The organism is Methylomonas sp. Uni0009, from assembly GCF_054188105.3.
On sequence record NZ_JBTAFN010000001.1, the window covers coordinates 1910013 to 1931559 of the forward strand.

Annotated in this window: 27 protein-coding genes; 17 read left to right on the forward strand and 10 right to left on the reverse strand. The window is 48.2% G+C overall.

All coding sequences use genetic code 11. The features are described 5' to 3' along the window. The first annotated feature begins 14 nt into the window (after positions 1-14). The 13 genes from ACWAU0_RS08935 to tssJ all read left to right on the forward strand — a co-directional run bounded on the left by ACWAU0_RS08935 (position 15) and on the right by tssJ (position 8259). Complete coding sequence (locus tag ACWAU0_RS08935) at positions 15-1070, forward strand: leucine-rich repeat domain-containing protein (protein WP_458138958.1); 1056 nt, start codon at positions 15-17, stop codon at positions 1068-1070. A gap of 21 nt (positions 1071-1091) precedes the next feature. After that, a complete protein-coding gene (locus tag ACWAU0_RS08940; RefSeq protein WP_458138959.1) occupies positions 1092-1310 on the forward strand; it encodes a DNA/RNA non-specific endonuclease in 219 nt (72 codons plus the stop codon). A gap of 219 nt (positions 1311-1529) precedes the next feature. Beyond that, positions 1530-1751 (forward strand): RHS domain-containing protein, encoded by a 222-nt coding sequence (locus ACWAU0_RS08945; protein WP_458138960.1) that lies wholly within the window; start codon positions 1530-1532, stop codon positions 1749-1751. Between the two features lie 12 nt (positions 1752-1763). Beyond that, positions 1764-2087, forward strand: coding sequence for a DUF7716 domain-containing protein (locus tag ACWAU0_RS08950; RefSeq protein ID WP_458138961.1), 324 nt, complete (start codon positions 1764-1766; stop codon positions 2085-2087). A 222-nt stretch (positions 2088-2309) separates the two neighbouring features. After that, on the forward strand, positions 2310-2762 hold the full coding sequence (locus ACWAU0_RS08955; RefSeq protein WP_458138962.1) for an Imm26 family immunity protein: 453 nt from the start codon (positions 2310-2312) through the stop codon (positions 2760-2762). Between the two features lie 47 nt (positions 2763-2809). After that, positions 2810-3274 carry an SMI1/KNR4 family protein gene (locus ACWAU0_RS08960; protein ID WP_458138963.1) on the forward strand — a complete coding sequence of 155 codons (465 nt, stop codon included), beginning with the start codon at positions 2810-2812 and terminating at the stop codon, positions 3272-3274. A gap of 336 nt (positions 3275-3610) precedes the next feature. Further along, the gene (locus ACWAU0_RS08965) at positions 3611-4018 is read left to right on the forward strand and encodes a hypothetical protein (protein ID WP_494522876.1); all 408 of its coding nucleotides are present in this window, start codon (positions 3611-3613) and stop codon (positions 4016-4018) included. Between the two features lie 243 nt (positions 4019-4261). After that, positions 4262-5011: an IS5 family transposase gene (locus tag ACWAU0_RS08970; RefSeq protein WP_129871393.1), complete on the forward strand. Its 750-nt coding sequence runs from the start codon at positions 4262-4264 to the stop codon at positions 5009-5011. Between the two features lie 143 nt (positions 5012-5154). Next, positions 5155-5316, forward strand: coding sequence for a hypothetical protein (locus ACWAU0_RS08975; protein ID WP_458138965.1), 162 nt, complete (start codon positions 5155-5157; stop codon positions 5314-5316). Beyond that, positions 5300-5737, forward strand: coding sequence for a hypothetical protein (locus ACWAU0_RS08980; protein ID WP_458138966.1), 438 nt, complete (start codon positions 5300-5302; stop codon positions 5735-5737). The genes ACWAU0_RS08975 and ACWAU0_RS08980 overlap by 17 nt, the downstream gene beginning before the upstream one ends. Before the next feature lie 157 nt (positions 5738-5894). Continuing rightward, on the forward strand, positions 5895-6446 hold the full coding sequence (locus ACWAU0_RS08985; protein WP_458138967.1) for a DUF8309 domain-containing protein: 552 nt from the start codon (positions 5895-5897) through the stop codon (positions 6444-6446). A 385-nt stretch (positions 6447-6831) separates the two neighbouring features. Beyond that, positions 6832-7311: a DUF7716 domain-containing protein gene (locus ACWAU0_RS08990; protein WP_458138968.1), complete on the forward strand. Its 480-nt coding sequence runs from the start codon at positions 6832-6834 to the stop codon at positions 7309-7311. Between the two features lie 441 nt (positions 7312-7752). Next, positions 7753-8259, forward strand: coding sequence for a type VI secretion system lipoprotein TssJ (gene tssJ / locus ACWAU0_RS08995; RefSeq protein ID WP_033159192.1), 507 nt, complete (start codon positions 7753-7755; stop codon positions 8257-8259). Positions 8260-8317: 58 nt separating this feature from the next. Here tssJ and ACWAU0_RS09000 read toward each other — a convergent pair whose 3' ends face one another. The 8 genes from ACWAU0_RS09000 to hemB all read right to left on the reverse strand — a co-directional run bounded on the left by ACWAU0_RS09000 (position 8318) and on the right by hemB (position 17203). Next, positions 8318-8605 carry a hypothetical protein gene (locus ACWAU0_RS09000; RefSeq protein WP_033159191.1) on the reverse strand — a complete coding sequence of 96 codons (288 nt, stop codon included), beginning with the start codon at positions 8603-8605 and terminating at the stop codon, positions 8318-8320. 60 nt (positions 8606-8665) lie between these two features. Further along, positions 8666-10705, reverse strand: coding sequence for an oligopeptidase A (gene prlC, locus ACWAU0_RS09005; RefSeq protein ID WP_033159190.1), 2040 nt, complete (start codon positions 10703-10705; stop codon positions 8666-8668). A gap of 34 nt (positions 10706-10739) precedes the next feature. Further along, on the reverse strand, positions 10740-12104 hold the full coding sequence (locus tag ACWAU0_RS09010; RefSeq protein WP_033159189.1) for an HDOD domain-containing protein: 1365 nt from the start codon (positions 12102-12104) through the stop codon (positions 10740-10742). Between the two features lies 1 nt (position 12105). After that, on the reverse strand, positions 12106-13395 hold the full coding sequence (locus ACWAU0_RS09015) for an HDOD domain-containing protein (protein ID WP_458138969.1): 1290 nt from the start codon (positions 13393-13395) through the stop codon (positions 12106-12108). Between the two features lie 4 nt (positions 13396-13399). Further along, positions 13400-14680 (reverse strand): HDOD domain-containing protein, encoded by a 1281-nt coding sequence (locus ACWAU0_RS09020; RefSeq protein ID WP_458138970.1) that lies wholly within the window; start codon positions 14678-14680, stop codon positions 13400-13402. Between the two features lie 73 nt (positions 14681-14753). Further along, a complete protein-coding gene (aroE, locus tag ACWAU0_RS09025) occupies positions 14754-15602 on the reverse strand; it encodes a shikimate dehydrogenase (RefSeq protein WP_101053220.1) in 849 nt (282 codons plus the stop codon). Further along, positions 15589-16164 (reverse strand): hypothetical protein, encoded by a 576-nt coding sequence (locus ACWAU0_RS09030; protein WP_458138971.1) that lies wholly within the window; start codon positions 16162-16164, stop codon positions 15589-15591. The genes aroE and ACWAU0_RS09030 overlap by 14 nt, the downstream gene beginning before the upstream one ends. Positions 16165-16186: 22 nt before the next feature. Next, on the reverse strand, positions 16187-17203 hold the full coding sequence (gene hemB / locus ACWAU0_RS09035) for a porphobilinogen synthase (protein ID WP_033159184.1): 1017 nt from the start codon (positions 17201-17203) through the stop codon (positions 16187-16189). Positions 17204-17342: 139 nt separating this feature from the next. Between hemB and ACWAU0_RS09040 the strand changes: the two genes are divergently transcribed. The 4 genes from ACWAU0_RS09040 (at position 17343) to ACWAU0_RS09055 (ending at position 20208) form a co-directional block, all read left to right on the forward strand. Further along, positions 17343-17990 carry an MlaC/ttg2D family ABC transporter substrate-binding protein gene (locus ACWAU0_RS09040; protein ID WP_225892924.1) on the forward strand — a complete coding sequence of 216 codons (648 nt, stop codon included), beginning with the start codon at positions 17343-17345 and terminating at the stop codon, positions 17988-17990. Positions 17991-18041: 51 nt separating this feature from the next. Further along, on the forward strand, positions 18042-18785 hold the full coding sequence (gene cmoA, locus ACWAU0_RS09045; protein WP_458138972.1) for a carboxy-S-adenosyl-L-methionine synthase CmoA: 744 nt from the start codon (positions 18042-18044) through the stop codon (positions 18783-18785). Then, positions 18782-19753 (forward strand): tRNA 5-methoxyuridine(34)/uridine 5-oxyacetic acid(34) synthase CmoB, encoded by a 972-nt coding sequence (cmoB, locus tag ACWAU0_RS09050; protein ID WP_458138973.1) that lies wholly within the window; start codon positions 18782-18784, stop codon positions 19751-19753. Before cmoA ends, cmoB begins: the two co-directional genes overlap by 4 nt. Positions 19754-19881: 128 nt before the next feature. Continuing rightward, positions 19882-20208, forward strand: a complete 327-nt coding sequence (locus tag ACWAU0_RS09055; protein WP_458138974.1) for a ComEA family DNA-binding protein — start codon at positions 19882-19884, stop codon at positions 20206-20208. Positions 20209-20303: 95 nt separating this feature from the next. Here the strand turns inward: ACWAU0_RS09055 and ACWAU0_RS09060 are convergent, their stop codons facing one another. Next, positions 20304-20651 carry a phenylpyruvate tautomerase MIF-related protein gene (locus ACWAU0_RS09060; RefSeq protein WP_458138975.1) on the reverse strand — a complete coding sequence of 116 codons (348 nt, stop codon included), beginning with the start codon at positions 20649-20651 and terminating at the stop codon, positions 20304-20306. A gap of 23 nt (positions 20652-20674) precedes the next feature. Then, positions 20675-21181 (reverse strand): RNA 2',3'-cyclic phosphodiesterase, encoded by a 507-nt coding sequence (gene thpR, locus ACWAU0_RS09065; RefSeq protein WP_458138976.1) that lies wholly within the window; start codon positions 21179-21181, stop codon positions 20675-20677. Between the last annotated feature and the right edge of the window lie 366 nt (positions 21182-21547).

Here is a 21547-nt window from a genome sequence, read left to right on the forward strand (position 1 = left end):
GTTAGTGTAATCGTATGCATGAACGCGAGTTGGCAAATAGCGACAACCGCCTAGTCCGCGCCGAAACGCCAAACGGCGTCAGCGAATATCGCACGACACCCTGGGCCGGCGCATCGCCAAGCACACCACACAAGGCGAAACCCGCTTTCAATACGACAGCTCGCGCCTGTAGATGCATTAGATCGCAAGTACAAAAAATCCGGAGACTGTTAATAATGAATGCGAAGAAGTTTTGTTTCAACGAGAATATAAATGAATTGGAGATTGATCCCCGATATATTAACGATGGGGTGTCTTTTGCGGAGCAGAATAATTACACGGCCATTAGAATACTGGAGTTGAACGAGCAAAATGGAGGTGGCTGCGATTTGGATTTAACACCACTTTTAGGAAATAAATCCATATGTTCATTATCGATAGCAGATAACTTTAAGGTTTTAAAGGCGAACATTGATGCGATATACACTATGGAAAACTTGAGCAAGTTGTCGTTTCAGGATAAGAAAATAAAGCCGGATTTCTCAAGGTTATCCCAGTTGATAGTGCTGTACATGAAATATAACGCGGACCTTTCCGGATTTTCTTCCCTAAAGAACTTAATACACCTGCTGATAACCTCGTTGAGTGCCAAGGATTGCTCTTTTCTCGAAGGGCTTAATTCTTTGAAAGAATTGCGATTAAGCGGAGGAAGCGTCGAGTCGATGTCTGGTATCGAGAAGCTTACAAGTCTAGTTGATGTGAAAATTGATCATTGTTCCAAGTTGAATGATATTTCCTCCTTGGGCAAATTAAACAGTTTGGCGACTCTGCATGTGGAAAAATGCAAGCTTTTGAATGACTTTTCTTTCCTATCAAATAATAATTCTATTGAAAATTTATTTTTATCGGACCTGGATTCTATTTCATTCGTTGCAAGTATGGAGCGGATCAAGTCGCTACGATTTTGGAATTTGAAGGATGGCGATATTAACCCTATTCTAAAAACGAAGTCTTTGATAAGCGTAGATTTCTATCCAGACAAAAAACATTACAGTCATACTAAAGCCGAGATAAAGTCATTGATGGCTTAACGCGATTTAGCCTGAGTATGTATGGTTAATGGAACTGCTGTTAATGAGGCTTGCGGATATTTGTTAGGCAAGCAACTAGGATGCTCTGGTGATATAACGAAAAATTTGGTTACATTGCAGAAGAATTGGACCAATACTCCAGCGATGCGTGGATTTGAAGGGCAAATAAGAGCTGCTGTCGAAGGTGACCGAGTCGTTGATTATTCGGCAACGCCAATCTATAACGGCAACAGCCCCTAATCTTAAATCAGATAGTTTTTTCCTCGCCTGAGAGGCAAGCGGAACGAAGAAAAACGCGGCAAGGCCGGCCACATTGTCACCCGCTACTAATGAGATAGCGACAACGGCCGGGTTCGCGCCGAAACGCCGCAAAGAATCAGCGAATACCTCTACGACAGCCCGCGCCTGCTTGCGGAAACCGACAGCCGCGCAGTCGCATCTATCTATCCGAACCCGGCAGTGTCCGGCTCTTGGCTCCGCAGGAACAAGACAACACCCAAACCCAGCACCACCTACCACCTGGACCATCTCGGCACGCCCAGGGAGCAGACCGATACCGATGGCAGAATCGTCTGGTCCGCCCGCTACCGCGCTTACGGCAATCTGGCCCTGGCCGATGTCGAAGCCATCAATAGCCCGAATCAAGAAGGTGGATTTAAATGGCTTAAAAATAAATGGTAAAGGAGAATCCATATGAAAGTTGAAACAGTATCGCTTGAAGAAGTGTTGACCGATCCAGGTAGATTCAAAGGTTGGCTTTTTCTAGAACCAGTGCCGTGGACAGCGAAAAGCCGGGGAGTTTTGATTGTTTTCGATAAAGACGCGGAGCCAAGCGATGAGCTCATCCACGCATGGATTGAAGACAAAGAGTGGTGCGAAACGTTGGATATAGCAACGATAGAAGATATTGTGTTTAATGCTGCACAACAAATAGAAAAACCAAGGATAGATGAGTTGGTGGAAGCGTTCACATTTTATTTTACAATGATGCTTTCAAAGATTTTTGAATGTATTTAATCAGGAATGAACGCCGAAGGCGGGGAGCTTAGGTATGTTAGCCCAAGCGTATGCTTGAACGTGTCACCAAATCTTGAATCAAAAAGTCTCGCCCGCTTACGGCCGCCATCGTCGATGAATATGGGGAGAAAGTAAATTCATTTGACCATACAGTATTAGTCGTGATCGCAACTCGACAATCAATTATCAAGCAGAAATGAAAACACAGAAAGGAGATTGCAGGTGAGCGAAATAAAAATTAGGGGGTGGGGGGCGAAGCCAAGAACGATGCTTCGATATATTAAGTCTGGCGACATATTTATGTTTCAGGTTGATGATAATCGGTATGGGATTGGGCGGATTTTAATAAAGATAGACTTTGGTCATTTAGCGGAGGTTTTTGATGAAATTCTGCGTTCAACAGAATTGAGCGAGGAAATAATTAGGCACTTGAAGCGGGTTAATTCACCTATTATTCTTGATTCGTATGGTTTGTTCGATAAGAAGTTGGAGGGGATTGGCGTATTGTTGCTCAACAAGATGGATTTCAGATGCCTACGTCTGACAATGCCTATTTTTGTTATGGCGCTACTAATTCATGGAAAAAGATTGATGTTTTTGGTAATGAAGAATCGATCACTGAGAATGAGGCCAATAAATTACCAAAATACAGTCCTAAGGGAGATCGCGATGTAAAAGAAATGCTCAGAATCGCATTTTGAGAATTATTGGGGGTGCTAAGAATGATTTTTTCGAATTGTGGAGCGAATTTATCTCTGGAAGATATTGGAGATATTCAGCAACAGTTGGATCTCGTTTTGCCGGAAGAATTGGTCAATCATTATTTAATACATAATGGGGGTATACCTTCAAATAGTTTTTGGATTTTGGAGGATGGCCGTTCTTTATGGGTTAAAAAATTTTTGCCTATGAAATTCCCGGTTGGAACCGAGCGGACTTTGGAAGATAGTTATTTACTGATGGTTGCAAAGAATGTAATGCCCAAAGGATTGATCCCGTTTGCCATTGATCATGGGGGAAATTACTTTTGCATCGATACATCTGGCGAAGTTTACTTTTATGCGGTTGACAGATGGGATGAAGCGCTGAATGACGAACAAAATCATGAGAAGGCAAAAAAGAAGTTAGGCGTGTCTTTTCAATTGTTTGTAAACCAGCTTGTCGAAACTGACGAATTTGAAGATTAGGCCGCTTAGGCAAAATTAGCCGTATATTAGTCTTATCCAGGGAGACGTACTGATTCGTCGCCAATTCCAGAATCAGAAAGCTTTGTCCGCGTTGGGCCAAATCGCTAACGCAAAGCTCTGGCCTCCCTACGAGGTTGCATCAGCAAGTTTTAAAATTGGGGAAGCAAAACCCCGATTCCAAGGTGGTCGGTAGGGTTATTGATAAAAGTATGTCTACGACAAAAGAGGCGAAAGCCGTGGAGACTAAGAAATTAAAAGAGTATTTTGATCAGACTGGTAATACACCGGAAGGTAATAAAAAGCTTTAAGCCAACAAAAACAAGGGTTGTTGACGAAATGAATATATCTACATGTCAAGTTTATCCTGAAGTTGATGTCAGTTATAAAATACCCAGTTTTGTTATGAAAGAGTTGCGTAAAGGATTAAACTCGTTGGATAAGGAAATAACTTATTTTAAGGAAAAGTTCAAAGGACAAGATTTTGAGCTTGGTATTGTTATTTCGGCAACGCGCGAAAAATATAAGCCTTTAGTCATGGGGCCTACATTTTTTAATCGATATAAGCGCGTTGATTTTGTATTACATATTCCTTATAAAAAATTCGATAGTTCTTATGATGAGTTTTCTTATATTGTCGAAAACCTTCGATGTGGATTAGTAAGTATTTTTGACAAATATAGTGAGGATAGCTCTGGTATAAATGAAGTCTTGCAGCGTATATTGGAAATGGCGCCGTATCCGTAAATCGGAATATCCCGAATAGCCTGTGTAGGTATAATTAGCGTAATCGTACACAGGAAATATCGCCAAATCCTGAATCAAAAAGCTTCGCTCGCTTATGGCCGGCTACCTGATCGAAGAAAACGCGGTAAGGTATGGTAGTAGCCCTGAAAAAAAGTAGGGGCTGTTGCCATTTTGTCATAATCCCTTTGAAAATCGATTGGCGAGCCATATTGATTGAGTTTTCAATCAAACGATAACTAGCGAATGCCACGCCAACTGCTTACAGATACCCACTGGGAAAAGCTAAAAACGATTATGTTGAGTTTCAGCATTTACGACAAACCCGGTCTTCGGCAAACGGTCGAAGGGATTTTTTATCGTTTGCGTGTTGGCTGCCCTTGGCGAGACTTGCCCGTCGCTTTTGGCAAGTGGAATGCCGTGTACAAGCGCTTCAATGCCTGGTCACTGCAAGAAAAGCTGAGGGGTATCTTTCAAGCGCTAGTGATTGAGCCTGATTTGGAATGGCTATTTATTGATGGCAGCATTATTAAAGCCCATCAACACAGTAGCGGCGGCGCCCATGAAAACCCAACAGCCATCGGGAAATCGGTCGCAGGCAACACGACCAAAATCCATATGGCGGTTGATGCCGGTGGACTTCCCATCCAGTTCTCGATTACGGGGGGCGAAGTACATGACTGCAAAGAAGCGCCGGAATTTGTGGCCAAGCTCCCCCAGGCGGGCTACATGATTGCAGACAAAGGGTATGACAGCGAGCCGTTACGGATTCAAATTCGAGACCAAGGCACAGTCCCCATCATCCCAAGAAAACAAAATTCAATAGTCGGGAATGAGGAAATGGACTGGTGTCTCTATAAATATCGCCACCTCGTTGAAAACGTATTTGCGCGACTGAAACATTTTAGAGCTATTGCCACCCGATATGACAAACTAAAACGCAATTTTGAAGGTGCTATCGCCCTGGCTTGTGCATTTATATGGTTACCGATGTGAAACGGCAACAGCCCCTAGGATTTCAAAGTAGAGTTTTCTGGTAAGAAAAAGCTGATTTTAATAAGGTTACATAATCCAGTGGCCTACCCATACGCCTATACCAGCAAGACCGAAAACTTGCCGATCAGTTTGGAAGGGAAAACGTGAAAAGCAAGGTGATTGAGAAGGGGGATGCTTCAACGTCAGAAGCAAAGGCGGCTGAGACGGCAAAATTAGAAGAGCACTTGGAAAATACGGCTCGGTGCCGAAAGGTAATCAAAGAAGCTTTAAACCCAAAGGAAATTGCGGGTGATGATGAATATTGAGTTTGGTCAAATATATGTGGAATTAAATGCGGACTTTGATTTGCCGAGCTTGTTGCTTAAAAGATTGCGAGAAGAGCTAGATGCTCTTGGAAAGGAAATTTCACACTTTAATACAATATTTAAGAATTCTGATTTCAAATTAGTATTTATTATTTCCGCAACTCGTAAGACCGATGAGCTTAATATAAAAGGGCCGACTTTGGTGCGAAAAAAGCCGGCGGCTGAATTTGTTATTTATATTCCATATAAAGAAATTGTAGATTTTGTGGATAAAGTGTCGTATGTGCTGCCATACGTTGCTAAAGGTGTGGTTTTTGTACTTAATAAATATAAAAAGGATAGTTCTGGCGTTGAAGATGTTGTCCGGAACGTTATTGTGGCAGTAAGAGATGAGCCAGAGACATTTCTGCGAAAATCTTAGCCCGCATAGGCTCTATTAGTTTTAGTGTAATCGTATGCAGGGAAGCTGATTCTTAACGAAGTCCTGAATCAGCAAAGCCTTGCGGTAACCTGAGCGAAGAAAAACGCGGTAAGGCCATTCAATTCGCCACCCGACCCGGAAACAATGAGATCGAGAAATGACCAAAAGAGTCGTGTGGAAACATAATAATGTTGTCAGCCTTAAGCTTCGCGAGGACCTTTACACGTTGGGGCAAATGTTGGGTCGAGCTGCCATGCGATTTTTCAATATTACTAGTCGCGACGGTAATTGGCATAATATTGATTTAAATCAAGTCGATCCAATATTTACGTTGTTTATTGGAAATATCGTATTACATAATTTGGTTGACAAAAAAGTTTCCGATAAAGATGTTAAGCCGAGCTTCGCGCCCTGTGAACCCTACTGGATTGATGCTAAGCTTAATTTTGATGGAGGTTACCCCTTCAAGGGAGGGAATCTTATCGATATTGGTACGGAAGGGAATATCTGCACCACTGAGGGGCGAGTGGTGCAAGAAGATCTATCGCTTCCAGCCGATAAGGAAATTATAGAGAAATATGAGTTGACGAATATTTGGGGTGATGTACATGTTAGAGATCGCTTGCTTCATTTTTTTGATACCGGTAAGGATGACGATTTTTTAAAGAAAAAAGTATTTCCGGGGTACGGGGCTGAACATCCAGTGTAGATACTGTTAGCGTAATCGTTCGCGGTGACGTGTTGCCAAGTGTTGATTCAAAACGCTTCTCCCGCTTACGGCCGATAACCTGATCGAAGAATAGCGCGTTAAGGAATCGGCGAATACCGCTACGACTCCGTGGAGCGGTGCATCACCAAACGCACCGCGTAAGGCGAAACCCGCTTCAATACAACGGTCCGCTCCTGCTGGCGGAAACCGACAGCCTGCGCAGTCGCAACTACCTGTTCGAGCCTGGGAGCTTCCGGCCCTTGGCACTACACGAACAAGACATAACCCAAGCTAGCCGCAACATCTACCACTAACGCCCGAACCATCTCTCCTAAAGCCAGCGGCGCATTCAATGGTGATTTACTTCCTAGAATGACTTGGCATCATGGTGATGAATCTGGCTCTTGACAGCTTGTTGGTAAGGCGGACCATGCCAAGTACTGCAAGATATATCATCCCGTTGGAAGGGGGCGAAACAAATGGGGCGGCGTCACCGATTGCAAGTAGAAAATTATTTAGAGGAGTGGTTATGTTAAAAAGCTATTTAGGATTTGAAACTTTAAAAAATGAAATTAACGAGCTTCCCATGGCGGGTAGGATCTATACCAAGCCAAAGATCAATAAAGATAATATTGTCGCGGCTGAGTTTGTTGTTATTTCAAGTGACGAAGTTGAAGATTATTCCAAAGAAAGCGGTGGGCTTATTCCCAGTCAACTTGCAGGGCGGGGGTATTACTCCTGGCTTGAGTCTCCAAATTTCAGTGATATTATTTTACTTAAGGTTGAGCATGTGCCAAATGCAACATTGCAGGAATTTATAGAGGCTGTTTTTTTCTATTTAGAAAATGATGCATTTATAGACTAGTGAATGGTGCAAGTATGAATAGGGTAACTTCCAATATTAAGCCCACAATAGCCTATGATTTGCAGTGGTAACTAATAAAGCCTGCGTAGATACTGTTACTTCAGCGCAATCGTAAGCCTGGAAATGCACTGATTCGCTGTGAAGTCCTGAATTAGACGGCTTAGCCCTCTTTCGGCGGGCATGTGATTTAAGAAAAGCGCGGCAAGGCCGGCCTCATTGTCAGCCGCTACCAATACTATAGCGACAAACGCCTGATTCGCGCCGAAACGCCGAATGGCACGACGCAATACCGCTACGCCGCTCTTGAGCCAGCGCAACCGCATCTAACCAAGTTGAAAAACTAGCCGACGCCGGGCGAGTAATTACCGGAAATGAATCCTTGTACTGTGACTGTGTGCCTATGGCAGAATGGCGTTAACTAATTTTTAAAGGGATAGTCGTATGTTGTTAGCCAGATTACTGCCAGTTTTTTTTGCCTCGTTGTTGGCTGCGTGCGCAGAGGTGCCTGAGCAACCGGCTCCGCCACCGCCAACAGTCGTTGAGCTAACGCTAAACAGCACCGCCTCAATTAACCCCGACGCCGACGGTAAAGCCTCGCCGGTGGTGTTAAGAATTTACGAATTGCGGGAGAAAAGTGGTTTTAACGGTGCCGATTTTTTTGCCATATTCGATAAAGAGCAGGCTACTTTGGCCTCCGATCTGGTACGCAAACAAGAGTTGGTGATAAAGCCCGGCGAGAACAAATCCTTGCGGATCGAGCCGGCTGCGGATACCCGGGTATTAGGGTTTTTTGCGGCTTTTCGTAAATTGGATAATGCCGGCTGGCGCACTTTGACCGAGTTGAAGGCTCATCAGAACAATGCGGTGTTACTGAAGCTGGATGCCAATAGTCTAACCGTGACCAATACGCCAACGGAACCCGCACCCGCAGCACCTAAAGAAGATTAAGTGGGGAATAACGATAGGGGCTATGGGTTAGCTTTTAGTCCCTGAGCGGTTTAAGCAATTAAAAAACCGGCACCACCAGCACAAACACGAACGCGATTAAGGTCCAAATCACGATCTTGGTTTTTAAGGGCGTGTTGAACCACAGGGTTTTCAACGCAGCTCTCAGGGCTTGTGGGCGGTCTTCGGCGGCGCGAATGCGTTTAAGCGTACCTTTTAGCGTCAGGCTTTCCTGCTTTTGCTGTTCTGCGTACAGCAATTCGTCGAGCTGGGAATAAAACACGTCGCAACTCGGACATTTAAATGCCTCGCCCAACCTGGGCTGGCCGCATTGCGGGCAGTTTTTCATTTTCGCTCCTGAAAAACTCGATTGCCTTGATGACGAGCATCAAGGCAATCCAGGAAACATTTACGCGGCGATACCGTTATGTCTGAGCAGGGCGTCGATATTGGGTTCTCGGCCGCGGAAGTTTTTGAATAAGGTCATCGCATCGCTGCTGCCGCCTTGCTCCAGGATGTTGTGCAGGAAAGACTCACCTGTATCGCGGTCGAAAATGCCTTTCTCTTCGAACAAGGAAAATGCGTCCGCCGACAACACTTCCGCCCATTTGTAACTGTAATAACCGGCGGCGTAACCACCAGCGAAAATATGCGAGAAGCTATGGGCGAAACGGTTGAATTCCGGTACCTTGACCACGGCTACCTGGTCACGCACCTGTTTGAGGATGGTATAAATTTGTCCGCCCTTGGCCGGAGCGTAATCCCGATGCATCTTGAAATCGAATAGACTGAATTCCAGTTGCCGCACCATCATCATGCCGGCTTGGAAGTTTTTTGCCGCCAACATTTTGTCGTACAACGTATCGGGCAGCGGTTCACCGGTTTGATAATGACCGGAGATTAAGCCCAGCGCTTCTTTTTCCCAGCACCAGTTTTCCATGAATTGGCTGGGCAGTTCTACCGCATCCCACTCGACGCCGTTGATGCCCGAGACACCGAGGTGATCGATCTGGGTCAACATGTGATGCAGACCGTGGCCGAATTCGTGAAACAGCGTTTCCACTTCGTCGTGGGTCAGCAAGGCCGGGTCGTTGCCAGTCGGCGGGGTAAAGTTGCAGGTTAAATACGCCACCGGTGTTTGTAGTGCATCGCCGACTTTTTTACGGCAGACGCAGTCGTCCATCCAGGCGCCGCCGCGCTTTTTGGCGCGGGCGTATAAGTCCAGGAAGAAGCGGCCGCGCAATTGGCCGTGTTTATCCAGGATTTGATAAAAGCGGGCGTCGGGGTGCCAGGTGTCGAAGTCTTTGATTTCGCTGATTTGCAGGCCATAGAGTTTCTCGACGATGGCAAACAGGCCGGGCACAACTTTGTTGTCGGGGAAATAGGCTTTCACTTCTTCTTGCGACAATTGGTAGAAGTGCTGGCGCATTTTTTCCGAGTAATAACCGATGTCCCAGGCTTGCAAGTCGTTTAGGCCGTGCTCGGCGGCAGCAAACTCTTTCAATTCAGTCAAATCCCGGCGGGCTTGGCGCCAGGATTTGTCGGCCAAATCTTCCAGAAACTTCACCACGTCGTCGGTGGATTTGGCCATTTTAGTAGCCAGCGAATATTCGGCGTAGTTGTTAAAGCCCAGCAATTGGGCTTTCTCGTGGCGCAACGCCAGGATTTGTTCCATCAATTCGGAATTGTCCCATTGCCCGGCATGCGGGCCTTGATCGGAGGCTCGGGTGCAGAATGCCTCATAATGTTCGCGGCGCAGTTCGCGGTTGTCAGCGTAGGTCATCACCGCCAGATACGACGGGAATTGCAGGTTGATCAACCAGCCATCCTTGCCTTCCGCTTCGGCGGCTTGTTTGGCTTGGGCCAGAGCCGATTCCGGCAGGCCGGCCAAATCGTCGAGATGGGTAATCTGTTTGTGCCAGGCGTTGGTGGCGTCCAGTAAATGTTCTTCGTATTGACTGGCTAGTTTCGATAATTGCTGGTTGATCTCTTTATAACGCGCCTGTTGTTCGGGCGGTAAATCCACGCCGGACAAATGAAAGTCGCGCAGGGCGTTGTTGACGATTTTTTGTTGGGCGCGGTCGAGCTTGGCAAAGTCCGCGCTGTCGCGTATGGCTTGGTAGGCCTCGTACAAGGCGCGGTTTTGGCCGGTTTCTGTGGCGTATTCGCTGAGTTTGCCGAGGCAGGCATTGTAGGCATCACGCATCGCTTCGCTGTTGACTACCGAATTCATATGGCTGACCGGCGACCAAGCCTTGTTCAAGCGGTCTTCGGCGGCTTCGATCGGTTCGATCAGATTTTGCCAGGTGTAAGGTCCGCCGGCTTGCAGTTGCCGGTCTATGGTTTGCCGGGCTTCGGTGAGTAGCTGGCTGATGGCCGGCTCCACGTGTTCGGGCAGGATTTTAGAAAATTGCGGTAGTTCGGTGTTTTCGAGCAAAGGATTGGTCATGTCGGTAGCCAGTCTGATATGAATATCGGGAAAATTAGGATAATAAATGCATGGCGGCGTTGACCCGATTTTGGGCTTTTTTCAACACCATCAAGGAAAAATCAGGGTTGAGTTTACCGTGATTTAGTTTGCTGTAAGACGGAATCGAGTTGATATAAGGCAGATCTCGGGCATTGCCGGAACCGAAATAGCTGTGCAATTTGGCGAGGATGACGATGTCGGTCATCGTTAGTTCAGGGCCGCTGTCGTACAGCCAGTTTTCTGCTTGATGCGGAATGTTGCCCAGTTGTTCGGGAAAACCCAACGTGTGCAGCATCAGCACACCGACCGGGCCGCGTAAATAGGGCAGCGCGGTTTTTAGTTCCTGAAAGCTGGGGCCGCCGTCGGGAAATTGTTCAGCAAAATGCAGTAAGGGAATCGCGCCGATGTCGGCAATCAAACCGCCCAGCAGGGCGTCTTCCGGGTTGATGTTGCTGCACTCCTGGGCTAAGACAAAGCTTAAACTTGAGACATACAGGCTGTTTTTCCATAAGGCCTGCATGCCTTTCATGAGTTCCGGGTCGGTGCAACTGAATAATTGTTTCATGCTGATGCCCATCACCAAATTCCGCGTCGCATTCAGGCCGATGCGAGCTACCGCGTCATGGCAATTGTTGATCGGTATTTCCGTGGCATATAAGGGGCTGTTCGCCACCTGGATTAATTTCGCCACGATAGGCGGGTCCAGCTGAATAATCTCTGCGGCCCCGCGGATGCCGATGTCTTTTTGCACCGCATCTTTTAGTTTCAGGGCGACATCCGGTAAGGAAGGCAGGCGCAGTTTGTTTTCCCGATAGGCTTGGGCGAAGCTGTTGAAAAAGCGGCTGCCGTTGATCGGCTCCGGCAGTTGAATATCGAGCAGTTCCACGCAATTGGCGCTTTCCTGACTTTTATCTGTCCATAAACGGTTGAGTTGGATAGGGATTTCCAAAATACGCACATCGCTGAGCGCCGTGGCGGTAGCGCCGCAACGGCTACCGCTGTTCAGCGGCAGATTGGCTAGCGTGGAATCGGCGTCGATTTGATAACGGCTATCGCTATCCGGTTGCATCGATAGTTGTCCTGCCAACAAATACAGTACGCTGTTGGTCGGTTGCCCCAGGGTAAAAAGAATTGCCCCTTTGGCGTAGGCCAAGCTGAGATGCGGTAATGAGCTTAAGGCGGCGTCATCAAGATCGCGTAAGGGTGCGAATTTTTTCAGCTGTGCGACGCTAAGCGCTTGCTGATGAGTGCTGCTGGGTTTGGATACTGAGTTGTCGGTTGGTAGGCTACTCCGGGGTTCTGCGCCAGACGGCAAGGCTTTCCGGCTTGGTTTGTTGGCGGTGGTGTTTTTTTCCAGTAGCTTGGAAAACCAATTCATCTTATGTCCTGAAAAAGTTGATGGCCTCGGCAATTTGTTGTTTTGCATCCTGTAATGCCTTCAGAGACATATCCGGCGTCAGTGCGCTATCGTCCAGTTTTTGAAAGGCAGGCAAGGTGTTGAGTGGCGGCAGTTTCTGGGTATTGGTGCCGCCGAGTTGGCTGTGAAATTTAGCTAACAGCACAACGTCATAGAGTTGCAGGCCCTGGCCGTCGTCAAAGTACCAATTTGTGGTATTGACGGGAATTTGCTGAAAACTATCGGGGAAATGCCATTTTTTCAAAATATAGGTGCCTAACAAACCTTGCAGACAGGCGATGCTGGCCTGTAATTCTTCTTCGGTATACTTTGAAATATCAAGGCTTTCGGCAAAGGTGACGATAGGTAAAGCACCAATATTGTGAATTAACCCGGCCAGTAAGGCTTCGTCGGCGTTCACTTTTCGGGTTAGTCCGGCCAAGGTGTGGCTGAGGCTGGCAATCTGGATGCTTTGTTTCCAAAGTGTCTGAATAATGTTGTTCAATTGCCGGTTGCGGCTTCTGAACAACTGGTGCAGGCTGATGCTGGTCACCAGGTTTTGCGTGGTTTTAAACCCCAGCCGGTTCACGGCATCATGGCTACTGGTGATCGGGTTGCTGCCGCGGTAGATCGGGCTATTGGCCACCTGAATCAATTTGGAGGATATAACCGGGTCCAGGTTTAAAATTTTGACCGCATCGGCGATGCTGATGTCTTTTTGCAAGGCGCTGCGCAAACGCAAGGCAACATCCGGTAGGCTGGGAACATGCAGATTGTCGGCTCTGAACGCATCGCAAAAGCTGTCGAAAAAAAAGCTGTGTCGCAGCTTGGGCGGAATGCTCTCCGGGTGGATCAGCGGATTGTTGACGGGTTTGCTGCTGTGCTGCAAGTTGGACAGCGGCATGTAGATGATTTGGGTCGGTGATTTGGCAATCGCGCTGAACGCGTGTTCGCCGGATGTTGCCAGCGGATAACAGGCTTTAAAAGTATCGGCTTCGACCGTATAACCGGCGCCATTATTCGCTTCCAGATAGACGTTGCCGGTGTACAGATAGCTTAATTGTTCGGCCTCGGCGCCGCGGTTAAATATGATGTCGCCGGGGTTGAAGTTCCGCATGGTCACCGGTATTGCCAACAAGTCTGCCGCCGGCAAGTCCCCCAGCGGGATGAGCTTTTGCAGGTAGCTCAAGGGCAATTGGTTGACGGTTGCTGCGGGGGGGCTGCTCTCTGTCGGCGTTTTGTCCGGTGATTTTTTTAAAAATTTCCAGATCATGCGGCTAGGACGAAAAGATGCTCAATGCTTCGTGAATTTTAGTTTTGGCATCGTGCAAGATTGCCAGCGTATTTTCCGGAGACAAAGAGAAGTTTTTCAATTTGGCCGCGGCGGGGATGGCGGTAATCGCCGGCAGATCGGCGGTGGCTTTTTTGCCGATCAAGGCATGGAGTCTGGACAGGACTACTATATCGGTCACCGTCAAGGTATCGCCGCTGTTTTGAAACCAGTCGCTGGACGACTTGGCCACGTCGATGAATTCTTCGGCAAAATCCCATTCTTTCAACACCACTGCGCCGACCGGGCCTTTGATGATGGGCATGGCTTCCATGATTTCGGCGTCGTTATGGTATTCGGGTGGTAAGTTGGCGGTAAAGCTCAGAAAGGGAATCACGCCGATGTCGCAGACCAATCCGGCCAGTAAGGCATTCTCAGGATTTTGCTGCATGCTGTGGCTGGCCAGCACATGGCACAGGCCGGACAGATAAAGGCTTTGCTTCCACAGATCTTCCAAATGATTTTTAATCAGCGGCGATTTGCTTTTGAAAATCTGCTTCATACTCAGCGCCGTTACCAGGTTGCGCGTGGCATTCAAGCCGATACGCACGACAGCGTCTTTGCAGTTTTTCGCTGGTACGTTGGTCAGATATAACGGGCAATTGGCGACTTCGATCAATTTCGCGGAGATGGCAGGGTCCAGTTGGATGATTTTGACGGCTTCGTCGATGTTGACATCTTTTTGGATGGCTTTGCGCAAATTGATCGCCACTTCGGGTAATGAGGGGATTTCTATCTCGTGGTCGTTATTTTCGAAATGTTCGACGAATAAGCTCAATAGCCGGTTGTGATGCAATTCTTCCGGAATAGATAATTTGCCGTGGTCTTGGCGGCTGGGCGTCAGCATGATTTTCAGGGATACCCGCAACAGGTCTATCTCGGTTTTTGCGGTGGCGGTGGCGGTGTGCTTAATACCGCTGCATATCGGGAATTTCGCTTGTGCGCTGCCTGCCGATATTTCATAGCTTTTGCCGTTGTGATCGGCCAAAATCACCGTGCCGCGCAACAAATACATTGCGCAAGTCGCCTGTTGATTGACGCTGAACAAGGTGTTGCCGGCTGCCAGGGTTTCGACGTGATTTTCAGTGGCGAAAGTTTGTAATATCTCGTCGCTTAAATTCCTGATGGGGAATAACTGTTTTAGAGTTTCCGGCGTAATGCGTTGCCCTCCGCGCTGCGGTTTGCCTTTAGCATGGGATTTTTCAAAAAAAGCTCTAATTCCACTCATAGTATTCCAGTAAACGTTAATGGCGGGCGGTTTGGGGAGATTGTTACCATGGACATCGCCCCGGTCAATAATTTCATCCGTTCGTGTTGTTTAATGCTCTTTCGGCGTTTAGCAGGCCAATCACCGGCGAGGTTTGTGGACGCACGCCTCGCCAAATAAAGAACGCTTCGGCGGCCTGCTCTACCAACATGCCCAAGCCGTCCAGGCTGTGCGCGGCCTTATTCGCCAAGCCCCATGTCACAAATGCGGTGGCTTGGTTGGCGTAAGCCAAGTCGTAGCAACTGCCGCCGGCTTTCAATAGTGCGGCCGGCAAAGGTGGTAAATCGCCGCTGAGGCTGGCCGACGTGGCGTTGATGATCAAATCAAATTGGCGATCTTTAAGATTAGCGTAATCGCAAGCATGCACCGCGCCTAGTGCCGCGAAATCCTCGGCAATTGCGTGGGCTTTGCTCACATTGCGATTGACGATGACCAATCCCGACGGCTGCTGTTCCAGTAGGGGAGGGACGATGCCGCGTGTGGCTCCTCCAGCCCCTAGAATCAAAATCTCGGCATCCTTCAGTGTGATGCCATGGTTTATGGTTAAGTCGTTAAGCAAGCCGATGCCGTCGGTGTTGTCGCCCAAAATGATGTCGTCCGCTTGGCGGAATAAGGTGTTGACGGCTTTTGCTTGACGAGCGCGTTCCGTCAGTTGGTCGGCATATTGCCAGGCCAGTTCCTTGAGCGGGACGGTGCAATTCAGGCCTTTGCCGCCATCGGCAAAAAAACGGCTGGTAGCCGCGGCAAAAGTTTCCGCAGGCACCTCTTGGGCCCTATAGTCCATCAGTTGACCGGTTTGTTCGGCAAATAATTTATGGATACGCGGTGATTTACTGTGGCTGATCGGTTGGCCGAATACCGCGTAATTATCAATTTTCATCATCGGTACTGTATTTGCTGCGCCAATATTCCCAGAGGAAAGTGCAGGCTATCACCAGCACTCCCAGCCCTATACTGATGGGCATAAAGTTCTCGAAATAAGCCACGATCAGCGCGCAGGTTGCCAGGAAAAAACCGAGTAGGCTGTATTGCCAGCCGATGCGGATGCCATCCAGCAGGGTGGCTAAGGCCAGGATCAGCAAGATAACCAGGCTGGCGCTTCTGTCGGATAACTGCTCGGATTTGTTAAGCAATGCGGCGGCTATCACCACAACCAGCGTATGCAGCCAATGCAGCCCTTGGGCCTTGACGATGTCGCCAAAGTCGTTGTCGTTGGTTCGGGTTTGTAGCCAGGAGACGAAAATCGACAGCATGCCAAACACGATCACCATGAATAGCCAATAACCATAGCCGTCGTGCGGGTTGAATTCGGTAATAGCGATGCCGGTCAGCGATAAAACGACCAGCAGAATAAATACCGCCTGTTCCAGGCCGAAGTAACGTCGGCGCTGTTGGGGCGGATCGTCAGTCGAATGACTGTCATCAGAATCGATGTCTTGGTTCATGCCGGGTCCGTTTGTCTGGTTGTTATGGTTGTTTTAGCCACTGGGCAGCGGATTTAGCGTAATAAGTCAGTATCGCGTCGCAGCCGGCTCTCTTAAATGCCAGTAGGGATTCCATCACCACCTGTTGTTCGTCCAGCCAGCCGTTTTGCGACGCGGCTTTCAGCATCGCATATTCGCCGCTGACCTGATAAGCAAAGGTCGGTACACCGAATTGGTCCTTGGCGCGGCGGATGATGTCCAGATAGGGCATGCCGGGTTTGACCATGATCATATCGGCGCCTTCGCGTAAATCCAGCGCAATTTCCCGCAAGGCTTCATCGGAATTGGCCGGGTCCATTTGATAACTGTATTTATTCCCGCCGCCCAGATTACCGGCCGAGCCGACCGCATCGCGGAAAGGGCCATAGAAACTGGAGGCGTATTTGGCGGAATAGGCCAATATTCGGGTGTTGGTATGGCCATGAGATTCCAACACGGCTCTGATCGCACCGATGCGGCCGTCCATCATGTCGGAAGGGGCGACGATGTCGGCGCCGGCTTCGGCATGCGACAAGGCCTGTTTGCAAAGGACTTCGACGGTTTCGTCGTTGACGACATAACCTTGATCATTCAGCAATCCATCCTGACCGTGCGAGGTAAAAGGGTCTAAGGCGACGTCGGTGATGATCCCGAGCTCCGGTAGGGCGCCTTTCAAGGCCCGAACGCAGCGTTGTGCCAAGCCGTCAGGGTTGTAAGCTTCTTCCGCACTTAACGATTTTTTGTTCGGATCCGTTACCGGGAATAGGGCAATGGCGGGTACGCCCAGATTTAATAAGGTTTCGGCTTCGCGCAGCACCAGGTCGATGGATAATCGGTTGACGCCCGGCATGGAAGTGACGGCTTCTTGTTTGTTATTGCCCTCGATAACAAATAGCGGGCAGATTAAGTCGTCGCTGCTTAAGCGATTTTCCCGCATCAGCCGCCTTGAAAAGGCCTGATAACGCATGCGACGCATCCGGGTGGCCGGGAAAAAGTCGTTAGGGTGTGACATCTCTTCCATAGTAATATAATAGGGTACTCGCTGGCCCGATGGGCTGGCTGGAATCTGGAGCCGGGTTAGTGCTTCGGCCTTTATTTTAGCAGTGTATCGAATGAAGGCGGTTGAAATTAGCCGGCGATACCTTTTTGAGATGGTTTTTATGAATATCAAACGTCATATGCATTTTATATTTGTTGTGGTTTTTAGCTTGTTTGCCGGAATGTTTTTGTCCTTGCCCGCTAGCGCGGCCGATTTGAGCGAGCCGCAACGCACCATTGAGGATGCGTCCAACAAGTTGAAGCAACGCTTACAGGATCCTGCCTTTCCGCATGATTTCCAAAAAATCAATGCCTTCGTCCAGGAAGTCATTTATCCGAATGTGGATTTCGATCTGATTTCTTCCCTGGTGTTGGGGAAAATGTGGAAGGATGCTTCGCCGGCGGAAAAGGAGAGCTTTAAAAAGGAGTTTCAAGTGTTGTTGATCAGGACCTATTCCCGAGCTTTCTTTGAATTTAAAGATTGGTCCGTGCGGTTTTTGCCGATTACCCCGGAAGAAGACGAAAGAAAAGTCCTGATTAAAACCGAAGTGCTGCAACCCGGTTTGCAGCCTATCGCTGTTAACTATCGGATGCTGAACGTCAAAGGCCAATGGAAAGCCTATGACATCATGATCGAAGGCGTCAGTTTGGTGACCAACTATCGTACCAGCTTCAAAAACGAAGTGGAGCGCACCGGTTCGTTGCAAGAGGTCATCAACCAATTAGCCAAGCGCAATACCGAAGCATTAAACAGCAAAAATAATTCATAAGTTTTTCCCTCTCTTATTGTTCCCGGTTGTGCCGTTTAGGGGCAGCCGGGAATGACCATCAGTATGCAATCCGCTAAAGACTCTCTGTACGCCAGTCCGCTGGGCGAAATCAACGCATTTGCTTTCGACGAAACTGTCGTCAAAGTCTTTCCCGACATGATCCAGCGCTCTGTTCCCGGTTACAACACTATTATCTCGGCGATCGGTTTATTGGCGGCACGTTTTGCCAAGGAAGACAGCGTTTGCTACGACTTGGGCTGCTCGTTGGGGGCTGCAACCTTGGCTATGCATCAGCAAATCACCACTAAGAATTGCCGAATCGTTGCTGTGGATTGTTCGGCTGCAATGGTCGAGCAATGCAGGCAAAATCTGGCGGTTGCTTCCGGTGGGGCCGAGTTAGAAATTTTATGTGCCGATATTCGCGACATTGCGATTAGCAATGCTTCGGTGGTCGTGCTGAATTTTACGTTGCAGTTTATTCCGTTAGCTGATCGGCAGGCTTTTTTGGCCAAGATTTATCGTGGCTTGTTGCCGGGCGGGATTTTGATTTTGTCCGAAAAACTGGCGTTCGACGATGCTCAACAGCAGGCTTTGCAGATTGATATGCATCATTTATTTAAAAAAGCCCAAGGCTATAGCGAGCTGGAAATCAGCCAAAAGCGCAGTGCTTTGGAGAATGTGTTGATTCCTGAAACCTTTGCCGCGCATCAACAGCGCTTGAAGTTGGCGGGTTTCGCCAGCGCGGAAGTTTGGTTTCAGTATTTCAACTTCGCTTCGATGATTGCATTGAAATGACGCTATACGAAGGTCTTTATCAAGCATTGGCGGCGTCCGGCGACGAAGTTTGGGTAAACCGTTTGCCTGAGCAATTGGCGGCGGCTTTTGCGGATTCGTCGCATGGCGATCTGAAACGCTGGCAACAGGTAGTAGACGATTTGCCGGGTTTGATGCCGTCCAGTGTCGATTTGTTGGAGAGTGTCAGAGTAGGTCAGGCAGAGGATATTTCCGATGAGATGCGGGCCGGTTTGCGCGAACAGTTGATGCAGTTGCATCCTTGGCGAAAAGGACCTTATCGGATCTTCGACATTGACATCGATACCGAATGGCGTTCGGATTGGAAATGGGACAGGGTGAAAGACCAGATCGCACCGCTACGAAATCGCTTGGTTTTGGATGTTGGTTGCGGCAACGGCTATCATTGTTGGCGCATGCTCGGTGCGGGAGCGCGATTGGTGGTTGGCATTGATCCGACATTGCTCAGCGTAATGCAGTTCCAGGCTATCCGAAAGCTGTACGGTGAGGCGTCGATTTATGTGTTGCCGCTGGGTATAGAAGATGTGCCGCCCAATATGGGGCTATTCGATACGGTGTTTTCGATGGGGGTGTTGTATCACCGCCGCTCACCCATCGATCATTTGCTGGAATTAAGGGGCTGTTTGCGGGCTGGCGGTGAATTGATTTTGGAGACTCTGGTTGTTGAAGGGGACGCGCAGCATGTCTTGGTGCCTGAGGGGCGTTATGCGCAAATGCGCAATGTGTGGTTTTTGCCAAGCTGCGCAGCTTTGATGTTATGGATGCGCCGCTGCGGGTTTAAAAATATTCGCCTAGCGGATGTTTCCAAAACTTCTGTCGAGGAGCAGCGCAGTACCGAATGGATGCGGTTTCATTCTTTGGCGGAATTTTTGGATCCGCATTCTCCGGATTTAACTTGTGAAGGCTTGCCGGCGCCGGTTCGGGCTGTGATTGTGGCTAGCGCCGATTAATCAGTGGATTTTTGTTTTTGAATTGTAAAATTTAAAGAACAGGCTAAGATTGGCTAGCTTGAAAAGTCAGCTGATTAAGTGTGTGCTGATTAGTCCAGGCAGCCCTAAAATCCAATCGGAGAAAATCCATGAAAAAGTTATTTGTACTTTTTATGCTGTATTCTTTTGCCGTATTTGCTGAACCAATCAATATCAACCAAGCCGATGCCGAAACCATTTCCAAGGCCTTGACCGGGATAGGCCCGAAGAAGGCCGAGGCGGTGGTTCAATACCGTAAGGAACATGGCGATTTTAAGACATTGAAAGATCTGGAAAATGTGTCTGGAATTGGAGAGAAAACCGTCCAACAGAATGAGAAGAATATTCTGTTTGGGGATTCTGCTCCCGCTGCTGCTGAAAAAATCGCGAAGCCAGAGAAACCGGAAAAGCCCCAAGAACCAAAAAAACCAAAATAAGGCGACTGAGTTGGCGTGCTTGGGCTTAGCGCGCCAACTCATTAAATCTGTCTTGTCTGAAATGCGCGTTCGTATTTATTTGACGTCCAGGTCGTTTAGCCAAACGTCGAGCCGTTCCAACCCCAAAAATCAGCCGGACAGTTACTGAATTCGATATAAATCCGATCCTGAGGGATTGAAAGCCGGGTATTGAGCAATTGGCATATCGATGCAGACAAGTTTTTGGCTTGGCTACTGCTCAGGCCAATGCTCTTGCATTCCAGATATGCCAAGGGGGCAGTGCTGCCGGCAAACAGCATGGCGTCGTTTTGCTCAATGCTAATCATGACGTAGCGCTCCGGTTTGCCGGTCTCTTTGGACACCAATTGCGACAGTTCGCCTAACAATTTTGATTTCAGTTCGGTATCGAGCACTGAGTTGGTGTTCAATTTTAAAAAGGGCATGATCAGTCTCCTGTTTTGGGGGGCTAAATTGCCGGCCAGCGTTGAATAATTCGATATTCAACGCCATCCGGACCTGAGCAGGATTCTACCAAGCAGAATCCTATTGATTGCCAAAGTATGGGGGCGAAATCGAAATCGATTGCCGAACTAGCCTTTTTAAGTAAAGTGACATGCGGCTTGAATAGTCTGTTTTCGACGGGTATGCCTTGTTGTTTGGCTATGCGGGCCAAGTTTTCGTTTAATGTCGACACGCTTTGAGCGAATTGGCTGGCGGTCAGGCATAGCACGGCAGGTTTTTTCCAGAAACTCAGGCGGTCAAAACTTAACGTTATCAGCGGTGTTGGCAGTTTTCCTGCCTCCCTGGTGATTATGGCCTGTTGTTCTGCAGAAATTCTCCCTAAAAACAACACGGTGACATGTAAGTTTGCTTCCTTAACAGGTTTTCCGGTTCGGTTTAGTTGGCTGATTAAAGCCGCGCATTGTTGCCTGGCGTTTTGTTCCGGCCATAAGGCAAAAAAGAGACGTTTCAAGCTGTTCCTCTCCGGTTGTTGTGAGATCGAGCTATGACTTTTTTTTCTTTTCGATGGCAGGCAAAATGCTGCGATTTGGGTGTCGAAAGCTGGTGATCAGGCTAAAGGATGTTGTGTTATTGTGGCGAGGATAGACAATTAGCCAAAAAAATATCCAGATTTATCAGCTCCTAAGCGATGAATCCTAAAATTGAAATTGAATTTTGCTCGGTTTGCCTGCGGTTTTGTTCAGCCTAAGCTTACGCCGCGGACTTGTCTAGTAACAATTTGTTCGCATAACCTGTAGGCTGCGCGCAGTTGCTAAGCATTGACATATATCCCATTTCTACCTTACAGTTACAAATGCATCACACGTACGTGACAAGC

Coding starts and splice junctions, on each gene's coding strand:
- ACWAU0_RS08935 (WP_458138958.1), top strand. CDS start 15: ATGCATGAACGCGAGTTGGCAAATAGCGACAACCGCCTAGTCCGCGCC.
- ACWAU0_RS09060 (WP_458138975.1), bottom strand. CDS start 20,651: ATGCCCTTTTTAAAATTGAACACCAACTCAGTGCTCGATACCGAACTG.
- ACWAU0_RS08970 (WP_129871393.1), top strand. CDS start 4,262: ATGCCACGCCAACTGCTTACAGATACCCACTGGGAAAAGCTAAAAACG.
- ACWAU0_RS09055 (WP_458138974.1), top strand. CDS start 19,882: ATGAAAAAGTTATTTGTACTTTTTATGCTGTATTCTTTTGCCGTATTT.
- hemB (WP_033159184.1), bottom strand. CDS start 17,203: ATGGAAGAGATGTCACACCCTAACGACTTTTTCCCGGCCACCCGGATG.
- ACWAU0_RS08950 (WP_458138961.1), top strand. CDS start 1,764: ATGAAAGTTGAAACAGTATCGCTTGAAGAAGTGTTGACCGATCCAGGT.
- aroE (WP_101053220.1), bottom strand. CDS start 15,602: ATGATGAAAATTGATAATTACGCGGTATTCGGCCAACCGATCAGCCAC.
- prlC (WP_033159190.1), bottom strand. CDS start 10,705: ATGACCAATCCTTTGCTCGAAAACACCGAACTACCGCAATTTTCTAAA.
- cmoB (WP_458138973.1), top strand. CDS start 18,782: ATGACGCTATACGAAGGTCTTTATCAAGCATTGGCGGCGTCCGGCGAC.
- ACWAU0_RS08940 (WP_458138959.1), top strand. CDS start 1,092: ATGGTTAATGGAACTGCTGTTAATGAGGCTTGCGGATATTTGTTAGGC.
- ACWAU0_RS09015 (WP_458138969.1), bottom strand. CDS start 13,395: ATGATCTGGAAATTTTTAAAAAAATCACCGGACAAAACGCCGACAGAG.
- ACWAU0_RS08990 (WP_458138968.1), top strand. CDS start 6,832: ATGGTGATGAATCTGGCTCTTGACAGCTTGTTGGTAAGGCGGACCATG.
- ACWAU0_RS08985 (WP_458138967.1), top strand. CDS start 5,895: ATGACCAAAAGAGTCGTGTGGAAACATAATAATGTTGTCAGCCTTAAG.
- cmoA (WP_458138972.1), top strand. CDS start 18,042: ATGACCATCAGTATGCAATCCGCTAAAGACTCTCTGTACGCCAGTCCG.
- tssJ (WP_033159192.1), top strand. CDS start 7,753: ATGTTGTTAGCCAGATTACTGCCAGTTTTTTTTGCCTCGTTGTTGGCT.
- ACWAU0_RS09010 (WP_033159189.1), bottom strand. CDS start 12,104: ATGAATTGGTTTTCCAAGCTACTGGAAAAAAACACCACCGCCAACAAA.
- ACWAU0_RS09040 (WP_225892924.1), top strand. CDS start 17,343: ATGAATATCAAACGTCATATGCATTTTATATTTGTTGTGGTTTTTAGC.
- ACWAU0_RS08965 (WP_494522876.1), top strand. CDS start 3,611: ATGAATATATCTACATGTCAAGTTTATCCTGAAGTTGATGTCAGTTAT.
- ACWAU0_RS09020 (WP_458138970.1), bottom strand. CDS start 14,680: ATGAGTGGAATTAGAGCTTTTTTTGAAAAATCCCATGCTAAAGGCAAA.
- ACWAU0_RS09000 (WP_033159191.1), bottom strand. CDS start 8,605: ATGAAAAACTGCCCGCAATGCGGCCAGCCCAGGTTGGGCGAGGCATTT.
- ACWAU0_RS09030 (WP_458138971.1), bottom strand. CDS start 16,164: ATGAACCAAGACATCGATTCTGATGACAGTCATTCGACTGACGATCCG.
- ACWAU0_RS08960 (WP_458138963.1), top strand. CDS start 2,810: ATGATTTTTTCGAATTGTGGAGCGAATTTATCTCTGGAAGATATTGGA.